At 66.8% G+C, this 17,623-nt stretch carries 14 protein-coding genes and 1 tRNA gene; 5 read left to right on the top strand and 10 right to left on the bottom strand.

The genetic code is table 11. The features are described 5' to 3' along the window. Positions 1 to 55 precede the first annotated feature (55 nt). Positions 56 to 128, top strand: a tRNA-Asn gene (locus A5784_RS03675). A 10-nt stretch (positions 129 to 138) separates the two neighbouring features. On the opposite strand, the gene A5784_RS03670 is transcribed toward A5784_RS03675, so the two are convergent. After that, complete coding sequence (locus tag A5784_RS03670) at positions 139 to 453, bottom strand: hypothetical protein (RefSeq protein WP_029373115.1); 315 nt, start codon at positions 451 to 453, stop codon at positions 139 to 141. 130 nt (positions 454 to 583) lie between these two features. Between A5784_RS03670 and A5784_RS03665 the strand changes: the two genes are divergently transcribed. After that, complete coding sequence (locus tag A5784_RS03665) at positions 584 to 1,078, top strand: LppP/LprE family lipoprotein (protein ID WP_064942446.1); 495 nt, start codon at positions 584 to 586, stop codon at positions 1,076 to 1,078. Here the strand turns inward: A5784_RS03665 and A5784_RS03660 are convergent. The 3 genes from A5784_RS03660 to A5784_RS03650 all read right to left on the bottom strand — a co-directional run bounded on the left by A5784_RS03660 (position 1,075) and on the right by A5784_RS03650 (position 4,830). Then, entirely contained in the window at positions 1,075 to 2,997 is a 1,923-nt protein-coding gene (locus A5784_RS03660) for an acyl-CoA dehydrogenase family protein (RefSeq protein WP_064942444.1), read from the bottom strand. The genes A5784_RS03665 and A5784_RS03660 overlap by 4 nt on opposite strands. 105 nt (positions 2,998 to 3,102) lie before the next feature. After that, positions 3,103 to 4,323, bottom strand: a complete 1,221-nt coding sequence (locus tag A5784_RS03655) for an MFS transporter (RefSeq protein ID WP_064942442.1) — start codon at positions 4,321 to 4,323, stop codon at positions 3,103 to 3,105. Positions 4,324 to 4,359: 36 nt separating this feature from the next. After that, entirely contained in the window at positions 4,360 to 4,830 is a 471-nt protein-coding gene (locus A5784_RS03650; RefSeq protein WP_064942440.1) for a MarR family winged helix-turn-helix transcriptional regulator, read from the bottom strand. Positions 4,831 to 4,936: 106 nt separating this feature from the next. Here A5784_RS03650 and A5784_RS03645 point away from each other — a divergent pair, with 106 nt between their 5' ends. Both A5784_RS03645 and A5784_RS03640 read left to right on the top strand, forming a co-directional pair. Next, on the top strand, positions 4,937 to 6,973 hold the full coding sequence (locus A5784_RS03645; protein WP_064942438.1) for an ABC transporter ATP-binding protein: 2,037 nt from the start codon (positions 4,937 to 4,939) through the stop codon (positions 6,971 to 6,973). Further along, the gene (locus A5784_RS03640; protein WP_064942436.1) at positions 6,970 to 7,812 is read left to right on the top strand and encodes an energy-coupling factor transporter transmembrane component T family protein; all 843 of its coding nucleotides are present in this window, start codon (positions 6,970 to 6,972) and stop codon (positions 7,810 to 7,812) included. Before A5784_RS03645 ends, A5784_RS03640 begins: the two co-directional genes overlap by 4 nt. Positions 7,813 to 7,843: 31 nt before the next feature. On the opposite strand, the gene A5784_RS03635 is transcribed toward A5784_RS03640, so the two are convergent. Continuing rightward, positions 7,844 to 8,671 (bottom strand): DUF4349 domain-containing protein, encoded by an 828-nt coding sequence (locus tag A5784_RS03635; RefSeq protein ID WP_064942804.1) that lies wholly within the window; start codon positions 8,669 to 8,671, stop codon positions 7,844 to 7,846. Positions 8,672 to 8,814: 143 nt separating this feature from the next. On the opposite strand from A5784_RS03635, the gene A5784_RS03630 reads away from it, so the two are divergent. Next, positions 8,815 to 11,973, top strand: coding sequence for an ATP-binding protein (locus A5784_RS03630; protein WP_064942434.1), 3,159 nt, complete (start codon positions 8,815 to 8,817; stop codon positions 11,971 to 11,973). Here the strand turns inward: A5784_RS03630 and A5784_RS03625 are convergent. The 5 genes from A5784_RS03625 to A5784_RS03605 form a co-directional block, all read right to left on the bottom strand. Then, positions 11,970 to 13,301 (bottom strand): ABC transporter substrate-binding protein, encoded by a 1,332-nt coding sequence (locus A5784_RS03625; protein ID WP_064942432.1) that lies wholly within the window; start codon positions 13,299 to 13,301, stop codon positions 11,970 to 11,972. The genes A5784_RS03630 and A5784_RS03625 overlap by 4 nt on opposite strands. Continuing rightward, entirely contained in the window at positions 13,298 to 14,110 is an 813-nt protein-coding gene (locus tag A5784_RS03620) for a carbohydrate ABC transporter permease (RefSeq protein ID WP_064942430.1), read from the bottom strand. Before A5784_RS03620 ends, A5784_RS03625 begins: the two co-directional genes overlap by 4 nt. Continuing rightward, on the bottom strand, positions 14,097 to 14,969 hold the full coding sequence (locus tag A5784_RS03615) for a carbohydrate ABC transporter permease (protein WP_064942428.1): 873 nt from the start codon (positions 14,967 to 14,969) through the stop codon (positions 14,097 to 14,099). The genes A5784_RS03620 and A5784_RS03615 overlap by 14 nt, the downstream gene beginning before the upstream one ends. A gap of 80 nt (positions 14,970 to 15,049) precedes the next feature. Further along, complete coding sequence (locus A5784_RS03610; protein ID WP_064942426.1) at positions 15,050 to 15,817, bottom strand: alpha/beta fold hydrolase; 768 nt, start codon at positions 15,815 to 15,817, stop codon at positions 15,050 to 15,052. Between the two features lie 151 nt (positions 15,818 to 15,968). Then, on the bottom strand, positions 15,969 to 17,426 hold the full coding sequence (locus tag A5784_RS03605; protein WP_064942424.1) for an APC family permease: 1,458 nt from the start codon (positions 17,424 to 17,426) through the stop codon (positions 15,969 to 15,971). Positions 17,427 to 17,623: the final 197 nt, after the last annotated feature.

The following is a 17,623-nucleotide window of genomic DNA, read 5'->3' as shown; positions in this document are numbered from 1 at the left end:
GTCAACGCTCGGCCCGCACGGAGCACGCTCCGCGCGGACTTAACGCAGAAGATAGTCCCCTGTAGCTCAATTGGCAGAGCTCCCGACTGTTAATCGGGCGGTTGATGGTTCGAGTCCATCCGGGGGAGCAACCACGTCCTACTTCTTGCCCTGCTGCTGTTGCCGGGCAGCTTGGGCGAGTGCTTCCACCAACGGATTCGCCGCTGACGCCAGCGCCTGCCGTTCCTCGTCGGTGAGTTGATAGAAGGTCCAGACGCCCCACGCGGCCGGCCGGATGTACACCGTGACCTCTTGGCGGGTGTTGTTCTGCAGAACGGCCGGCACGGGCACCGCGCGGTCCAGTGTCGCGGCACTGGCCAGTTCTTCGGCGATCTTGTCGACGTCAGCCGACTCCTGCAATTGGTACAGCACAGCCTTGTTGAATGGTCCTTCCATGGCGAGGAACCAGGCCATCAGCATCTCCTTCGGTCGGGGTCGCGCGTCACTGTAAGTGATCAGCCTCCTCTGTTGGCAGGTATTCCGGTACGCGCGCACCAAGACGGCGCGCCCCCAGGAACCGTCCAGGGTTCGATAGGCTCGTGGCGTGCACCCTCGGCTGATCGCCACCGCCACGTTCGTCGGGCTCGTCGCAGCCGGTTGCGGCTGGAGCCCGTCTTCGGCGCCGCCGCCTAAGCCGGACACCTGCAAGCCGACTGACGGCCCCAGCGCCGACGCTGTCGCGCAGGCGATCGCCAACCTGCCCAACCCCGAAGCCGGGGCGCAGTGGATTCAGGTCAGGGACGGCCATACCGCCAACTGCCGGCTGTACTGGGTGCAGGTCGGGCAGAAGAACCCGCAGCCCAACAGTGTCGGCCAGTTGCTGTTCTTCGACCGGCAGACGCCGCTGGGCCCGGCCACGCCGCAGCCACGTCCGTACATCAACGTGGTGACCAACGCCGATGACAGCGTGGTGGTCAACTATCAGTGGCAGCAGGGGCAGGATTCGCCCAAGGCGCCCACTGGCATCGCGACAGTGCGGTTCCGCATCGGTGACGACGGCAAGCTGCAGGCCGTCGACCCGCTGCCGCCCGCCCCTTAGCCGTTGACCAGCTCGGCCGGATCGAGCATTGCCGCGTAGCGCAATTGCTCGGGGATGCCGAAGCCGTCGATGAGGGTTTCGACGTGCGGCCGCAAGGTACGGCAGCGCTCGTTGATGCCCCGGGTGACGGCCTTGGCGCGTTCGGTGGACAGGTACCGGTGTTCCATGAACCAGGCCTTGTCGTCCTCGATGACCGACAGCGCATACAGGTCGCAGACGTCTTCGAGTAGTTCGCGTGCGGTGTCGTCCTCGCATGCCGCGATGCCTGCGACGAACGCCTCCAGGATGATGCGGTCGATGTGCGCAGATGCGGCGTGCAGCACGTGGTCCTGCACGGCGTTGAACGCGTCGAACGCGCTCATCTCCTTGGCCTTGCCCTGCAACCGCCGGGCCACCGTCGACAGAAGGTATTCCTCACGGTCCTCGAACATCTTGACCTGGGTGCCGCGGTTGAACAGGCTGCCTTCCTCCTCGTTGTCCTGGCGGCTGTCCAGCACGGTCTGGATGATGGTCTCCGCGGAGGTGCGCTTGAGCACGCGCTCGCCGGCGAAGTTGGCGGCGAACCGCACCCATTCGACCGGGCTCATGCCCTTGATGTCGTCGGCGTAGGCGGTCAATAGTTCCTTGGCCACCAGCTGCGTCAGCACGTGGTTGTCGCCCTCGAAGGTGGTGAACACGTCGGTGTCGGCGCGCAGCGCGATCAGCCGATTCTCCGCGAGATAGCCTGCGCCACCGCATGCTTCGCGTGCTTCCTGGATGGCCTTGCTGGCGTGCCAGGTGTTGGCGGCTTTCAGTCCCGCCGCGCGTGCCTCCAGTTCACGCTGCTCTTCGGCGTCCGGGTTGTCCGAGGTCTGCAGTTCGTGGCATTTGGACACCAGCTCGTTCTGCGCGAATTGCAGTGCGTAGGACTTGGCGATCAACGGCAGCAGCCGACGCTGGTGCACCAGGTAGTCCATGATCAGCACCTCGTTGTCGCTCTTCGGCGCTTCGAACTGCCTGCGCTGCAATGCATATCGCGTGGCGATGTCGAGGGCGACGCGCGCTGCCGCTGCGGCGCTGCCGCCGACGGTGACGCGACCGCGGATCAGCGTGCCGAGCATGGTGAAGAAGCGTCGGCCCGGGTTTTCGATCGGTGAGCTGTAGGTACCGTCGGGCGCGACGTCGGCGTAACGGTTGAGCAGGTTCTCCCGGGGCACCCGCACGTGGTCGAACACGATGCGGCCGTTGTCGACGCCCGGCAGCCCACCTTTGTAGTGGCAGTCCGACGTCGTCACACCCGGCATGTCGTTGCCCATGTCGTCACGGATCGGCACCACGAAGCAATGCACCCCGTGGCCTTCGCCGTCCGGGGTGATCAATTGCGCGAAAACTGCTGCGACACGGGCAGTTTCGGCAGCCCCGCCGATGTAGTCCTTACGCGCCGTGGGGGTCGGGGAGTGGATCACGAACTCTTCGGTCTCGGGATCGTAGGTGGCCGTGGTCTCCAGGGACTGCACGTCGCTGCCGTGGCCGGTCTCGGTCATCGCGAAACACCCGAGCAGATCGAGGTCGATGAGGCGCCGCACATAAGCCTTGTGGTGTCGCTCGGTGCCGAGGTTCTCGATGGCTCCGCCGAACAGGCCCCACTGCACGCCCGCCTTCACCATGAGCGAGAGATCGGACATCGCGAGCATCTCGATGCTGCTGATCGCGGCGCCGACGTCGCCATTGCCGCCGTGTTCCTTGCGGAAGCCGTCTTCGGCGGCACCGGCCGCGGCCATGATCTTGAGTTGCTCGGCGACCTTCGCCCGGGCGATGGCGGTGTTCGGCGTGTAGTGCGGCCGGAACTTCTCGTCCGACAGATTGGCCCGCATGGCGTTCTTGGTGTCGCGCCAGCGCCCGTCCAGCGTGTTTCGCAGATGCTCGGCAGTGGAGGTCATACCCGACGGTAGCGCGTGACCCTCGGCGGGATCGCCGAGATCGACGCCAGGGTCGTCGTTTTCACATGATCACAACCCTGACGTCGATCTCGACGACGAAAACCGTTAGCTCTCGCTGCCCATGGTGACCGCGGTCGCCTCGTCGGTGAGCTCGTCGAGTTCATCCTCGATGGCGTGGTCGTCGTCGATGTGGCGCAGGTGTGTGCGGCTCGCGAACAGCACCACGGCACCGGCGAGCACCGCGGCCGCGCCCACCCAGTACGGCAGGTGCACGCTGACCTGCTCGCCGAGCAGGCCGGCCAGCCACGGTGCGACGGCAGCGCCGCTGAACCGCAGGAAGCTGTAGGCCGCCGAGGCCACCCCACGCTCGACCGGGGCCGCTTTCATCACGGTCTCGGTGATCAGCGTGTTGTTGACGCCGATGAACAGGCCGGCGATCACGACACCCGCTGCAAGTACAGCCTTGGAGTCGGTCCATACCGCCATCGCAGTCAGCACCGCGGTGAAGGCGATCAGGTTGAGGATGAGCACGCGCACGGTGCCGAACCGGTGTTGCAGTCGCGGCGCGACCACCACGGACGTGAACGCGAGCGCCAGGCCCCAGCCGAAGAAGATCAGGCCGATCTCGTGCGCGCTCATGTCCAGGGGGAACGGGGTGAACGCCAGCAGGGTGAAGAAGCCGAAGTTGTACAGCAGCGCGGTGATCGACACGCCGAGCAGCCCGCGGTGGCGCAGCGCCCGGAACGGGTCGGCCAGCGTGGTCGCGCGTTCGGCGCGAGGCGTGGTCGGCAGCAGGAAGGCGGTGATCACCAAGGCGAACGCCATCAACGCCGACACTCCGAAGAACGGGCCGCGCCAGGAGATCGACCCCAGCACGCCGCCGACCAGCGGGCCGACCGCGATACCAAGGCCGAGTGCGGCCTCGTAGAGGATGATCGCTTGTGCCACAGAGCCTTTGGCGGAGTTGACGATGGTGGCCAGTGCGGTCGCGATGAACAGCGCGTTACCCAGACCCCACAGCGCGCGCCAGCCGACGATCTGCATGACCGTGTCGCTCATCCCGGCAAGTCCCGCACCGGCGATGATGACGACCAGGCCCAGGAGCAGCGTCCGTTTCGGACCGATGCGGCTCGACACCACGCCGGTGATCAGCATCGCCACGCCCATCACCGCCATGTAGCTGGTGAACAGCAGCGATACCTGTGACGGTGAGGCGTTGAGGTTGTCGGCAATCGGTTTGAGGATCGGGTCCACCAGTCCGATGCCCATGAAGGCGACTACGGAGGCGAAGGCTACGGACCATACGGCCTTGGGTTGGCGCCACATCAGGGCGAGAACTCCTTGTCTGTTGTCGGTTCGGTGCTAGTTGTCGTCGGCCGGGTCGCGGTCCTCGAGGATCCGTCGGATGACCTCGACAGCCGCCGCGAGGGTTTGGCGGTCCTCGGGGGCGAGGCGATCGAGCCGCGGGTTGATCGCGGCGGCGCGGTCGATCCGGGCCTGGGTGAGGGTGCGTCGGCCCTCGTCGGTGATGCGGATCAGGACGGCGCGGGCATCGCCGGGGTCGGCGGTGCGGGACACCAGTCCGGCGTCTTCGAGGCGACGTACCTGCGTCGTCATCGTGGGCTGCGAGCAGTGGTCGAGGTAGGCGAGGTCGGAGATCCGGGCCTGGCCCTGGTCCTCGATGGTGGACAGCAGCCGGGCCTGGGCCCATGGCAGCGGCAGCCGGGTACGTTGGGTGGCGAGACGATTCAGCCGTGCCACGACCGAGAGCAATTCCGCGCCGAGTTCGGTCTTGTGGTGCGCCGCGGCGTCTTCCGCGATGGGGGTCGGCATACCTCCATAGTTACATAGATTTTCTATGTAGTCTATGGGCCCTGTCGTGTCGCCCGTCACACAACGGCCACCGAACCGTACCGATTCTGGCTGGCAGAATCGAGAAATGACAGCTCCCGGACCGGCGACCCAGCCACGGAAAGCGGGTCCGCTGACCCCCGGGGAACTCGCCCAGGCCGCAGTGATGGCGGCGCTGTGTGCCGCCACGGCCATCATCGCGGTGGTGGTGCCGTTCGCGGCGGGCCTATCGATGCTCGGCACCGTGCCGATGGGCCTGCTGGCGTACCGCTACCGGATGCGGGTGCTGCTGGCCGCGACCGTCGCCGGGGCCACCATCGCGTTCCTCATCGCCGGGCTCGGTGGCTTCATGACCGTCGTCAACTGCGCGTACATCGGCGGGCTGACGGGCATCGTGAAACGGCGTGGCCGCGGCACCCCGACTGTTCTCGCCGCCGCCGTCGTCGCCGGTGCGTTGTTCGGCATGGTGCTGGTCGGGGTCATGACCGTGTTGTCGCGGCTGCGCATTCTCGCGTTCGAATCGATGACGGCGAACATCGACGGCCTTGCCGTGGCGATGGCCCGCGTCCCCGTCCTGCGGGACTTCGCCGATCCGCTCAAGCATGGCTTCGCCACGCTGCTGGACTACTGGCCCGTGCTGATCCTCGGCTCGGGGATCTTTAGTATCTGCTTCGTCAGCCTGGTCGGCTGGTGGGCGCTGTCGCGGGTACTGACCCGGCTGGCCGGCGTCCCCGACGTCCACAAACTCGATACGCCCGCAGGCACGGGAACCGTGGCGCCGGTGCCTGCCCGCCTTGCCGACGTCCGATTCCGGTATCCGGGCGTCGATCACGACGCACTGGGGCCGGTGTCGATGGATCTGCAGCCGGGCGAACACGTCGCGGTCACCGGCCCCAACGGCTCGGGCAAGACCACCCTGATGCTGGTACTGGCAGGCCGGGAACCCACGGCAGGCACCGTCGAACGCGCAGGGGTGGTGGGGCTCGGCCGCGTCGGCGGGACCGCGGTGATCATGCAGCACCCCGAAAGTCAGGTGCTCGGTACCCGGGTTGCCGACGATGTGGTCTGGGGACTGCCGCCCGGTACGACGACGGATGTGGACCGGCTCTTGGCCGAAGTCGGCCTCGACGGGTTGGCCGACCGGGACACCGGCGGACTGTCCGGAGGCGAGCTGCAGCGGTTGGCCGTGGCAGGTGCCCTGGCCCGTGAACCCGCGCTGCTCATCGCCGACGAGGTCACCAGCATGGTCGACCAGCACGGCCGCGACACTTTGATGACCGTACTGTCGGGCCTGACCCGGCACCACGAGATGTCACTCGTGCACATCACCCACTACGACGCCGAAGCGTCCTCGGCCGACCGAGCGATCAACCTAGGCGGCACGTCCGACAACACCGACATGGTGCAGACCGCCGCGGTGCCTGCCGGCACGGTTGCCGGGCATGAAGCAGGCGCACCCGTGCTGGAGCTGACCGCCGTGGGCCACGAGTACGCCAGCGGAACCCCGTGGGCGAAAACGGCTTTGCGCGACGTCACGTTCACCGTGAACGAGGGCGACGGACTGCTCGTCCACGGCCTCAACGGGTCCGGCAAGTCCACCCTGGCGTGGATCATGGCCGGGCTCACCGTGCCGACCTACGGCGCGTGCCTGCTCGACGGCGCACCGGTGTCCGGGCAGGTCGGGGCCGTCGCGATGTCGTTCCAGGCGGCGCGGCTGCAGTTGATGCGCAGCAGCGTCGAGCGCGAGATCGCGTCTTCCGCGGGTTTCGCGGTCGACGATCAGGCTCGCGTCGCGGCCACCCTCGCCACCGTCGGCCTGGACCCGGGCCTGGCCAAACGCCGCATCGATCAGCTCTCGGGCGGCCAGATGCGGCGAGTGGTCCTGGCCGGTTTGCTCGGCCGCGCCCCGCGTGCGCTCATCCTCGATGAGCCGCTGGCCGGTCTGGATGCGGCCAGTCAGCGTGGGCTGCTGCGACTGCTGGAGGATCTGCGCCGCGACACCGGGCTGACCGTCGTGGTCATCTCGCACGACTTCTCCGGCCTGGAAGGGCTCTGCCCGCGCACGCTGCATCTGCGGGACGGGGAACTGGCCATGGCGCCCACTGCGACAGGAGGTGCTCGATGACCGCGCCGACCCGAGGGCAACGCAGGCCTATGGTGCTGCTGCGGCCGGTGCCCGGGGACAGTGTCATCCACCAACTGTGGGCCGGCACCAAACTTCTGGCGGTGGCAGGCATCGGCGTGCTGCTGACCTTCTACCCCGGGTGGGTGCCCATCGCCTTCGTCGGGGTGCTGGTGCTTGCAGTGGCCCGGCTGGCGCACATCCCGCGCGGCGCGTTGCCCTCGGTGCCGTTCTGGTTGTGGGTGCTGATGGCGCTGGGCGCGGCGACGGCGACGCTGGCAGGCGGCGCCCCGATCATCGATGTCGGGTCGATGCACATCGGCCTCGGCGGGCTGCTCAACTTCCTGCGCATCACCGCGTTGTCGATCGTCTTGCTCGGCCTCGGGGCTCTGGTGTCCTGGACCACCAACGTCGCCGACATCGCCCCGGCGGTCGCGACACTGGGCCGCCCGTTGCGGTTCGTGGGCATTCCGGTGCACGACTGGGCGGTGACAATCGCGTTGGCGCTGCGCGCTTTTCCGATGCTGATCGACGAATTCCGCACGCTGTATGCGGCACGACGGCTGCGGCCCAAAGAACGCGCAGAGTCGTTCCGGGCCCGGCGCAAGCAACGGGTGGGCGACGTCGTCGATCTGCTGGCCGCGTCGGTCACCGTGGCACTGCGCCGCGCCGACGAGATGGGTGACGCGATCACCGCGCGCGGCGGCACGGGCCAGATCTCGGCGCTGCCGTCGCGGCCCAAGGCTCGGGACTGGGTGGCGTTCGCGGTGCTGATCCTGGTGTGCGGCAGTGCGTTGGCGCTGGAGCTGACGGTGCTCGGCACCAGCCTGCCGCGCACGTGAGGAGCAAATTTGGCCCAGCGGCGGTGACGGGTCAGTGGCGCCGCGTCGTCAATAGTCGGATGGCGGCGTAGCCGGCACCGCCCGCCAGCGCCAGCGCCGCGAGCCAGGGCAGCAGCAGCCCGAACAGCATGACCGCCCCCGAGGCGAAGCTGACCATGCCGTCCCAGCCGCGTTCGACCTGACCGAAGAACCCGTGATACTGCTTGGTCGGGCCGCCGAAGTTCTCGGCATAGACGTCGAGGTTGAGCGTGCTGAAGGCGATCTGCTCACCGAGGTGAGCCCGCTGCGCGCGCAGGCTGTCCAAGTCGGCCTGCCGCTGGGACAACGCGTTCTCGGCTTTGATCAACGCGTCGGGATCCTTGGCGTCGCGCATGATCCCGAGCAGCCGGTCGACAGAGGTCTGCAATGCGGTGATCCGCGCATCGAGGTCGACGCGCTGGTTGGTCACATCGTCGGCATGAATTTCGAGCGTGTTGACGGTTCCGAGGCCTTTGACGTCGGTGAGCGTCTTGTCGAGTTTGGTGACCGGTACCCGCAGCACCAGCGCGACGTGGGCGCGCCCCGAACTGGAACCGGCATCCTCCGAGCGGCTGTCCACGCGTCCGCCGGCATCGGTGACGATGGTCGTGGCCTTGTCGGCGGCTGCGGTGGTGTCGGCGGCGGTCAGTGTCAGTGATGCGGTCTTGACGATGTCGCGGTCTTCGTCAGCGGGTTTGGGCGTGTTGTCGTTCGGGCCATTGAGCGGGGGAGATGCGGTGAACGGCGCCGCGGGGGCGGGGGCAGCCGTCGCCGCGGCCGGCGGCGCTTCCGGTGCCGTCGAGCTCGGGGAATGCCCGGCCGCGCACGCCTGCGTCGTCACCGAAATCGTCACGGCCAGCAGGGCCGCCGCGGCGAGGCGACGCCGGGTACGGCTGTTGTAGACGGGCATCAGCACAATCTACCGATCAAGGCTTGCCCACAGACCTATCCTGAGCGGGGAGTTCCGGGTCGGTAGAGAGCCAGATGACGGTAGTGACGTGTCGACGATGCGGCCGGGTGGCGCGCGATGGTGCTCGGTTCTGCGACGCGTGCGGCGCCCCGCTCGCCGATGCGGCCGGGCCGGCCGAGTACAAGCAGGTGACGGTTCTGTTCGCCGATGTCGTGCACTCGATGGACATCGCGGCCGCGGTCGGTGCCGAACGGCTGCGCGAGATCATGACCGAATTGGTGCAGCGCTGTGCCCGGGTGGTCCAGCGCTACGGTGGCACGGTCGACAAGTTCACCGGCGACGGCATCATGGCGTTGTTCGGGGCACCTGTTGCCTTGGAGGATCACGCTTTTCGTGCCTGTTTGACGGCGTTGGAAATTCAGCAGGAGGTACAGCGGCTGGCGGTCGATGTCGGCCGCCGCGACGGGTTGCCGCTGCAGCTGCGCATCGGCCTGAATTCCGGTGAGGTCATCGCAGGCGACATCGGCTCTGGCCCGCTCGGCTACACCGCGGTGGGTGCCCAGGTCGGATTGGCACAGCGGATGGAGTCGGTGGCACCCGCCGGTGGGGTGATGCTCAGCGAATCGACCGCACGGCTGGTCGAGCACACCGTCGTGCTCGACGCTCCGCAACAGGTCCGGATCAAGGGCGCCACCGAGCCGGTGTCCGCTCGCAGACTGGTTGGGATCGCCCCGCATCAGCAGGCGCGCATCGGACGCGGCGGCACCCGACTCGTCGGCCGCAGCTGGGAACTGGCCGCCCTGGTCGGCATGCTCGACCGGACCGCCGGCGGTGCGGGATGCGTCGCCGGCGTGGTCGGCCCCCCGGGAATCGGGAAGAGCCGCTTGATCGCCGAGACCCTGGCCATCGCGGTCGGCCGTGGCATTCAGGTGTTCTCGGCGTTCTGTGAGTCGCACACCGCCGACGTTCCGCTCTCGGTGGTTTCGGAGTTGATGCGGGCGATGTTCGGCGTCGACGGGGTCGGTGACGACGCGATGGCGCGGAACCTGTTGCGGGCCAGGCTACCTGACATCGACGAAGCCGACCGGGTGCTGTTGGAGGACGCGTTGAGCATCGGTGCCCCGGAAGTCCGGCTGCCTGATATCGGGGCCGGCGCCCGGCGCAGACGCGTGACGGCACTGGTCGACGCGGTGGTGACGGCTTGCCCGGCCACGAGTGTGTATGTGATCGAGGATGCGCATTGGATCGACCCGGTCAGTGAAGCGGTGCTGCTCGACCTGGTCGCGACGTTGACCCGGGCGCGCTCGCTGGTGCTGGTGACCTACCGCCCGGAGTACGACGGCGTGCTCAGCCGATATCCCGGCGCGCAGACCATCGCGCTGTCGCCGCTCGACGATGAACAGACGGCCGAACTGGTCACCGGACTGCTCGGGCGCGACGCGTCGGTCGGCGGTCTGGCCGGCCAGATCGCCGAGCGGGCCGCGGGCAACCCGTTTTTCGTGCAGGAGATCGTGCGTGATCTCGCGGACCGCGGTGTACTTGCCGGCGGGCGCGGCTGTTATCTGTGTCCGACCGGTGCCGACGATGTTGCGGTGCCCGCGACGTTACAAGCTGCCATCGCCGCGCGGGTCGATCGGCTTGACGCCGCGGCCAAGCGCACCCTGAGCGCCGCCGCCGTCGTGGGCGCACGGTTCGATGAAACCCTGCTGGCCCAGTTCGCCGACACGACTCAGCTCAGCAGGCTGGTCACGGCCGAACTCATCGAACAGGTGGCATCCACACCCAAGGCGCAGTACGCATTTCGGCATCCGATGATCTGGTCGGTGATGTACCGTGCCCAGTTGAAATCTGAACGTGCACAGCTACATCGGTGTGTGGCTGCGGCGATCGAGCCGCGGGACGAGAATGCCGCGTTGATCGCCGATCACCTCGAAGCCGGCGGCGAACTCCGTCAGGCCTACGACTGGCACATGCGTGCCGGAGACTGGTCGAGATTCCGCGATGTCCGGGCTGCCCGGATGAGTTGGCAGCGGGCCGGTCAGGTCGCTGATCGGTTGCTCGTCGACGACCCGCAGCGTCCGGCCCTGCGCATCGCGCCGCGGGCGTTGATCTCCGGCACCAGTTTTCGCTCCGGTGGCCCGATGCGCGACAGCGGATTCGACGAACTGCGGGCGCTGGCCGAGGAGGCCGACGACAAGCGGTCGCTGGCCATCGGCATGGCCGGGCAGGTGGGTGCACTGCTCGGGCACGGGCACTTTCGTGATGCGGCCGAGTTGGCTTCGGAACTCGTCGGAATCCTCGACGCGATCGCCGACCCTGACCTGACGGTCGGCCTGCTGCACACCACCCTCATCGCCAAATTCGCGATGGGGGAGATGACCGATCTGGTCCGGCTGGCGCAACGCGTGATCGACCTCTCGGCCGGGGATCCGCGCCGAGGCAGTATCGTCACGGAGTCGCCGTTGCTGATCGCGATGATGCTGCAGGCCGTCGCACGATCGTGCTTCGGGCAACCGGGCTGGCGTGACGAACTCGATCGGGCTTTGGCAATGTTGCGCGATATCAACCCGGCGGCGCGCGGCGTGCTGTTGGTGTACGGCGTCAACATAGGCTGGGCCTACGGCACGCTGCGTATGGACGAGGAAATCTTGCGCGAGACTGCTGAAGCCCTGCGATTCGCCGAAGAACTCGGCGAGGGTTACGCGTTGGATGCGGCCCGCTGCGCACGCGGGCTGGCGCTCGTGGCGGCGGATCCGCAGAGTGCCGAGGGTTTCGCATTGCTGGACCAGACACGGGAGGCCGTCGCGCAGGAGCGGTTTGCGATGCCTGTCCTGGCGCCTATCGACATCGCCTTCGCTCGGCGGCGGGTGCTTGAGGGAGATCGTGACGGCGCCATCGTCGCGCTGCGCGGCATCGCTGCCGGCCAGACCGCCGCGGGCGAGTGGTTGGGCCGTGGGGTCGCGCTCAGTGCGTTGGCCGAACAGTTGATCGCCCGCGGATCCGATGACGATCTATGCGAGGTTCAGGCCGCGATCGACCAGTTGCAGGGCGAGCAGGCGGAACCCGGCGTTGTGCTGTTCGATATCGTGTCGGATCGTCTGCGCGCCTTGCTGGCCGGAGCGCGTGACGACACGGCCTATCCTGTGCTGGTCGAGAAATATCGCGCCAAGGCGAAATCCTTTGGCTTCGAAGGACACCTGGCATGGGCCGAGGGGATGCTGCGGGTCGGTTAGCGTGCCGCGGCACCGTTCGCGGCCCACTGCGCGTCGGCCAGGCTGGTCGCGACATCCGTACGGCCGCGGAACATTTCATCGAAATACGGCCGCAGCGCCTGGTACCCGGCGGGGAAGCCCGGTCCGCCCGGCGCCGGAACATGCGGTCCGCGCAGCACCCGGAAGAACGGGGTCACATCCACCCCACGCGACTTCCAGTAATCGTGGTAGACCGGCTGCGCCGCCAGCACGGCGGGCACAGCGGCACCGTGCGCCCCGAGGAACGCGTTGCCCTGTTTACTGCCCATCCATGTCAACACCTGGCGTACCGCGTCGGGATGCCTGGTGGCCGAATTAGCGGCGGCCGCAATGCCATTCGTGACACTGACCCGGCCTTTCGGTCCTTCGGGCAGCATCACCACCCCCCAGCGGAACGGCGCCTGGTTGGCGATGGCCGCCAGGTTGAAGGTGCCCGACTGGAACAACGCCATCCGCCCCTGCAGGAACGTGTTGCGCGAGAAATCGCCGTTGCCGTTGGTGACCGAGGCCGGCGGCGCGACGTGGTCGGTGTTGATCAGCCGCACCAGATACGTGAACGCTTCGACGGCTTGCGGGTTGTCGAAGGCGAAGCGATCGCCGACAGTGAATTGGCCTCCGGCTGAACCGATGTAGTTCAGGTAGATGCCTTGCATGTCGTTGGCCGCGTTGTAACCCCACTGCCTGATCCGGGTCGGATCGAAGCCCTCGGTGGCGGCAGTGCGGCCGTGCTCGTCGACGGTGAGCCGGGCCAGCAGCGGGCGCAGCGTGTCGTCGGGCCCGTCGGACCACCGCAGGCTGAGCAGTTCGGTGAGGTCGACCCCGGCGGCGTCGAGCAGGTCGGCGTTGAAGAACACCGCGATGCCGGCGTCGGTCAGCTGCGGCACACCCCACAACGCGTCGTGGCGGGTGAATTGGCTGACCACCGACGGCTCCCACGCGCGGGCAGCATTGGGACCCAGGGTCTTTCCGATATCCATCAACCGGCCGCTGTCGGCGTAGCCGGCGAAGTAGGCATTGGACAGCCAGAAGATGTCGTCGGCGCTGCCGCCGGCCACGTCGGTGCGCAACGTGTCGAAGTACGACGAGTACGCCACGGTGTTGACGCGCACCTCGATGTCGGGATGCTCCCGGCTGAACTCGGCGAACGATTCCCGGTAGGCCGCCGCGGCCTGTTGATCCCACAGTCGTACGGTCACCACGACGTGTCCCGACGGTTCGGTATCGCGGCCCAGAAGCACGGCCAGGCCAAGGAGCACGGCCATGGTCAGCGCCAGGACCGTGGCCGCCAGCGTCGAAAAGCGCGGCCTCATTTGATGCCCGTGACGACGATCGAACGGACGATGTTGCGGGACAGCGCGACGAACAGCACCAGCAGCGGCACGATCGCGACCGTCGTCGCCGCCATCACCAGTGTCCACTGCGCGTTGTACTGGGTCTGCAGGCCCGCGGTAGCCACCGTCAGCACCTGCCATTTGTGTCCGCTGGTGATCACCAACGGCCACAGGAAGTTGTTCCACTGGGTCACCACGGTGATCAGCCCGAGGGTGACCAGAATCGACCGGCTGGCAGGCACCACCACATGGGTGATCACGTCCAGCGTGTTGGCCCCGTCGAGGCGGGCCGCGCTGATCAAGTCACCAGGGATCGAGCGAAAGTACTCGCGCAGCAGGAAGATCGCGTACGGCGAGCCGAACATGAAGGGCAGCACCAAGGCCCAGAAGGTGTTGCGCAACCCGGCTTCGGCCATCATCAGATACAGCGGCACCACCGTCACTGTCGCCGGCACCATCAGGGTGGCGACGTACACCCAGAACAGCGCGTCGCGTCCCGGAAACTGCAGCCGGGCAAAGGCATACGCGGCGAGCACGGAGAACACCAGCTGCCCGATCAGGATCACGGCGGTCATGAGTGCGGTCACGACGATGGCCCGGCCGAAGCCCGCATCGGCGAGGCCCAGGTAGTTCTGGAACGTCGGCGGTTTCGGCAGTGACAGAGGTGAATCGGTGTTGAACTGCTGCGCCGAGGTGAACGACGTCAGCAGTCCCAGCCCGAACGGCAGCAGCGTGATGACCGCGCCGAACACCAGCCCGACGTAGATCCCGACGTTACGTGAGGTCATAGCTGATCCGGCGGCGGAAGTAGAGGTGCTGGACCACGGTGATGCCGACCAGCAGGACGAACAACACGATCGCCATCACCGATGCGCGGCCCACGGCAGCTGCGCCGAACGCCTCGGCGTAGATGCGGTGCGCGACCACGTCGGTGCGTCCCTGCGGTCCGCCTGCGGTCAACGCGTAGACGGTGTCGAATACCTGGGCTGCGCTGACGATTCCGGTGACCAGGACGAAGAACATGGTGGGTCGCAGCATGGGCAACGTGATGTGGCGGAACCGTTGCCAGGTGTTCGCGCCGTCGGTGCGGGCCGCGTTGTGCACGTCCTCGGGAATGTTGAGGATGCCTGCGAGGAAGAACAGCGTGACGTAGCCGACGTTGGTCCAGATCACCACCGCCGACACCAGCGGCAGCGCCAGGCTCGGATCCGTCAGCCAGTCGATCTGGTGGCCGAGCACGGTGCTGACGGCGCCGTCGGTGGGTGCCAGGATCCAGCGCCACAACACCGCGATGGCCAGTGGGGCGCAGATCCACGGCAGCACGTAAAAGGTGCGGAAGAAGCCGCTGCCGGGCAGGCCGCGGGCCAGCAGCGTCGCCGCGAACAGCCCCAGCGCAGTCTGGGTCGGCACCACCAACAGCACGAACAACAGTGTCACCAGCAGTGAGGTGGCGAACGACGAATCGGTGAGCACCGCAGTCCAATTGTCGAACCCGACGTAGGTGATCGGCCCCAGCAGATCCCACCGGTGCAGGCTCAGCCACGCCACCACCAGCATGGGCAGCACGAGGAAGGTGACGACGCCGAACAGGCTGGGTGCGACAAGCGAGTAGCCCAGTGCGGTGTCCCGGACACGCGAGGTGGCCATTGGCTCATTAAAGCGGGTTGCCGTCTGCGGGTGTCAGGGTGGGCCGTTGTTGATGGCAGATTCCGCGGGTTTGTTCCGGGTCAGCGTGCCATCGCTGCCAGTTCGCGAGCGTACGCGGCGATCCGCATGGGGTTGTCGCGGTGGGTGAATGGCCCGCTGCGCGGCAGAAGCGCAAGTCGACTGTGGGGCAGAGCTTCTTGCAGTCTGCGGGCGCTGTTGATCGCACCCGATGTGCCCCGCAGGCCTTGGACAATGATGGTGGGGCAGGTGACGGGGTTGTCCACAGTGAGCCGGCTGAGTTCGCGTCGTAGTGGTTTCGACAGCCGTGGCACAGATGACCGCATTGCGATCGCCCGGTACCGGGCGATCGGTGACTCGCTGTGCGGAACTCCAACAGCAATGACGGCATTGACGCTGTGCGGTGCAGCGGCGGCTGCTCGCAGGGCGAGCACTGCGCTGTGGGAGACGCCGACAAGAGTGACCGGTCCTTCGGTGCTGTGTGCGGCGACGACCGCTGCAATGAACTCGTCGAGTTGTGGCAACAGCGGTCCAGTTGTGAAGCCGTCCGCGCGCCCGGCCCCGATCAAGTCTGGTGCGTAGGCGGTGTTACCGGAACGTCCGAGGGAACCGAGTACAGGTCCCCAGGTGTCGGCGGCAACGCCGAACGGGTGCAACAGAATGATCGGGCGACCGGACCCCTGCACGTTGAGTGTCCGAGTCTTCCTGGAACCGTAGCGGATATCCCATGTGCTGAACGCGGCGTCAGCGTTCGACGACGTTGTGTCATCGGGGGAAGCCATCTCGATGCCCGGGTTCCACTGACGGTTGCAGGTCGCGGTCGAGGTCACGGTGGCGCCTTCCTTATCAGTTGTGGCGGTGATCTATCGAATCTTTTGAAGCACAGGGCGTTTAGAAAACAGGCCAGTTGCGGAACGCAGGATTAGTTGTTACGCAACAGGGTCCGTTGAATCTCTGCGCGAGAGGAGAAACTAGCTTCTGCTAGCGGGATGCAGGCTGGGTCGCAGCCGCCGCCGCGGCCTGTGACTCACCGGTCGGGTCGGATGCCACGTCGTCGCCTTCGGCCCGGCCCAGCCGCTGATAGAGATCTGGTCTGCGGTGCTTGAGATAGCGGGCTACCAATGAGCCGGCCACTGGGAAAGCGAGCAGGATGAGCAGCATCCACAGTCTTTCACCTGGTTCGCCTCCGACGAGAAGATCGAATCGGACGATCGCGAATACCACCACCGCGGTCAGCGTGACGGATGCGATTACCGGGGCGATAGTGACCTTCCACAGGGTTTCGCCGGCAGGCCGACCAGTACGGCCGAAGTACCGCACCACGGCGACACTGACGACGGCCATCAGGACCAGGACACCAGCTGTGCCGACTCCGCTGCCGCCGCCGATGATGAGGTTGGGGTCGGCAATGGCTGCGGCGCCGGCGATCAACAACGCACCGATCACGATGGAGGTGGCGAAGGAGGCGCGGTACGGCGACATGTGACGCGGATGCACCGCTGCCAAGAAGGACGGCAGCGCATGGTCAGCGGCGAGGTTCTGCAGGTAGCGGGCGACGACATTGTGTACGGACAGCACCGACGCCATGGCCGACGTCGCAACCAGCAGCAGGGTGGCCGTCGCGAGACTGTGACTGACGTATTGGCCCAACGCATCGTTGAACATGGTGGTGGGGTCGTTACTCGCGCGTGCCTTGACGTCACCGCCGTAGGCGATCACCAAACTGTAAGCCGATACGGCATAAAAGCCGCCGATCAGGATCGCAGACAGATATGTGGCCCGCGGGATTGTCCTACTGGGAGTACGCACTTCGTCGCGGTAGAGCGCAGTCGCTTCGAACCCGATGAAGTTGCCGAACGCGAACAGCAGCGCCAGGCCGGTGCCGCCGCCGATGAACAGTGCCGGGTTCAGCGGCTGCACCGACAGGCCGCCCATTCCGCCCTTGGCGAGGGTGAACGCATTGAACACCACCACCAGGAGAACCTCGACGACCATGACGGTGCCGAGAACCTTGGCCGACAGCTCGATCTGAAAGTGCCCAAGGGCGGTGATGATCACCCATGCGACCGCGGTACACGCCCACCACGGGATTGTTGGACCGCCGAGGTGCTCGATGGCTTGAGAGACCGTGACTCCAGCGAAGGCGTAGACGCCTGTTTGGATGAGGATGTAGGACACCGTCGCCAGGTAGGCGGCGCCGACGCCAGACGTCTTGCCGAGGCCGAGGGAGATGTAGGCATAGAAGGCGCCCGGGCGATGGATGTGTCGGGTCATGGTGGTGTAGCCGACGGAAAACACCACAAGGACGACGGTGGCTATCACCCAGGCAAGAGGCGCGGCCTCTCCGACGAAGCCGATGGCGAACGCGATGTAGCCGGAGACCGTGACGATCGGGGCCGAGAAGGCGAGTACGCTGAGCACCAGCGAAGTGGTGCCCATGCGCCCGGAGAGTCGTGTCCGGCATCTCGCGGTTGCGGGTGGCGCTGAGCTTGCCGTGTTGGCAGATGGTTCACCCATGATGTGTCCTTACTATTTCAGTCGCGCGGTCGAAACCTGTGGCGCTGAACGTAACGACGACGATATGCCTCCGACTGTGCCGAATTGAAGCACGGGCTGTGCGCCGCCGCCCCGCCGCC

The organism is Mycobacterium sp. 852013-50091_SCH5140682, assembly GCF_001665685.1.
Classification (GTDB): Bacteria; Actinomycetota; Actinomycetes; order Mycobacteriales; family Mycobacteriaceae; genus Mycobacterium.
This window is presented reverse-complemented; position numbering and strand designations above follow the sequence as displayed.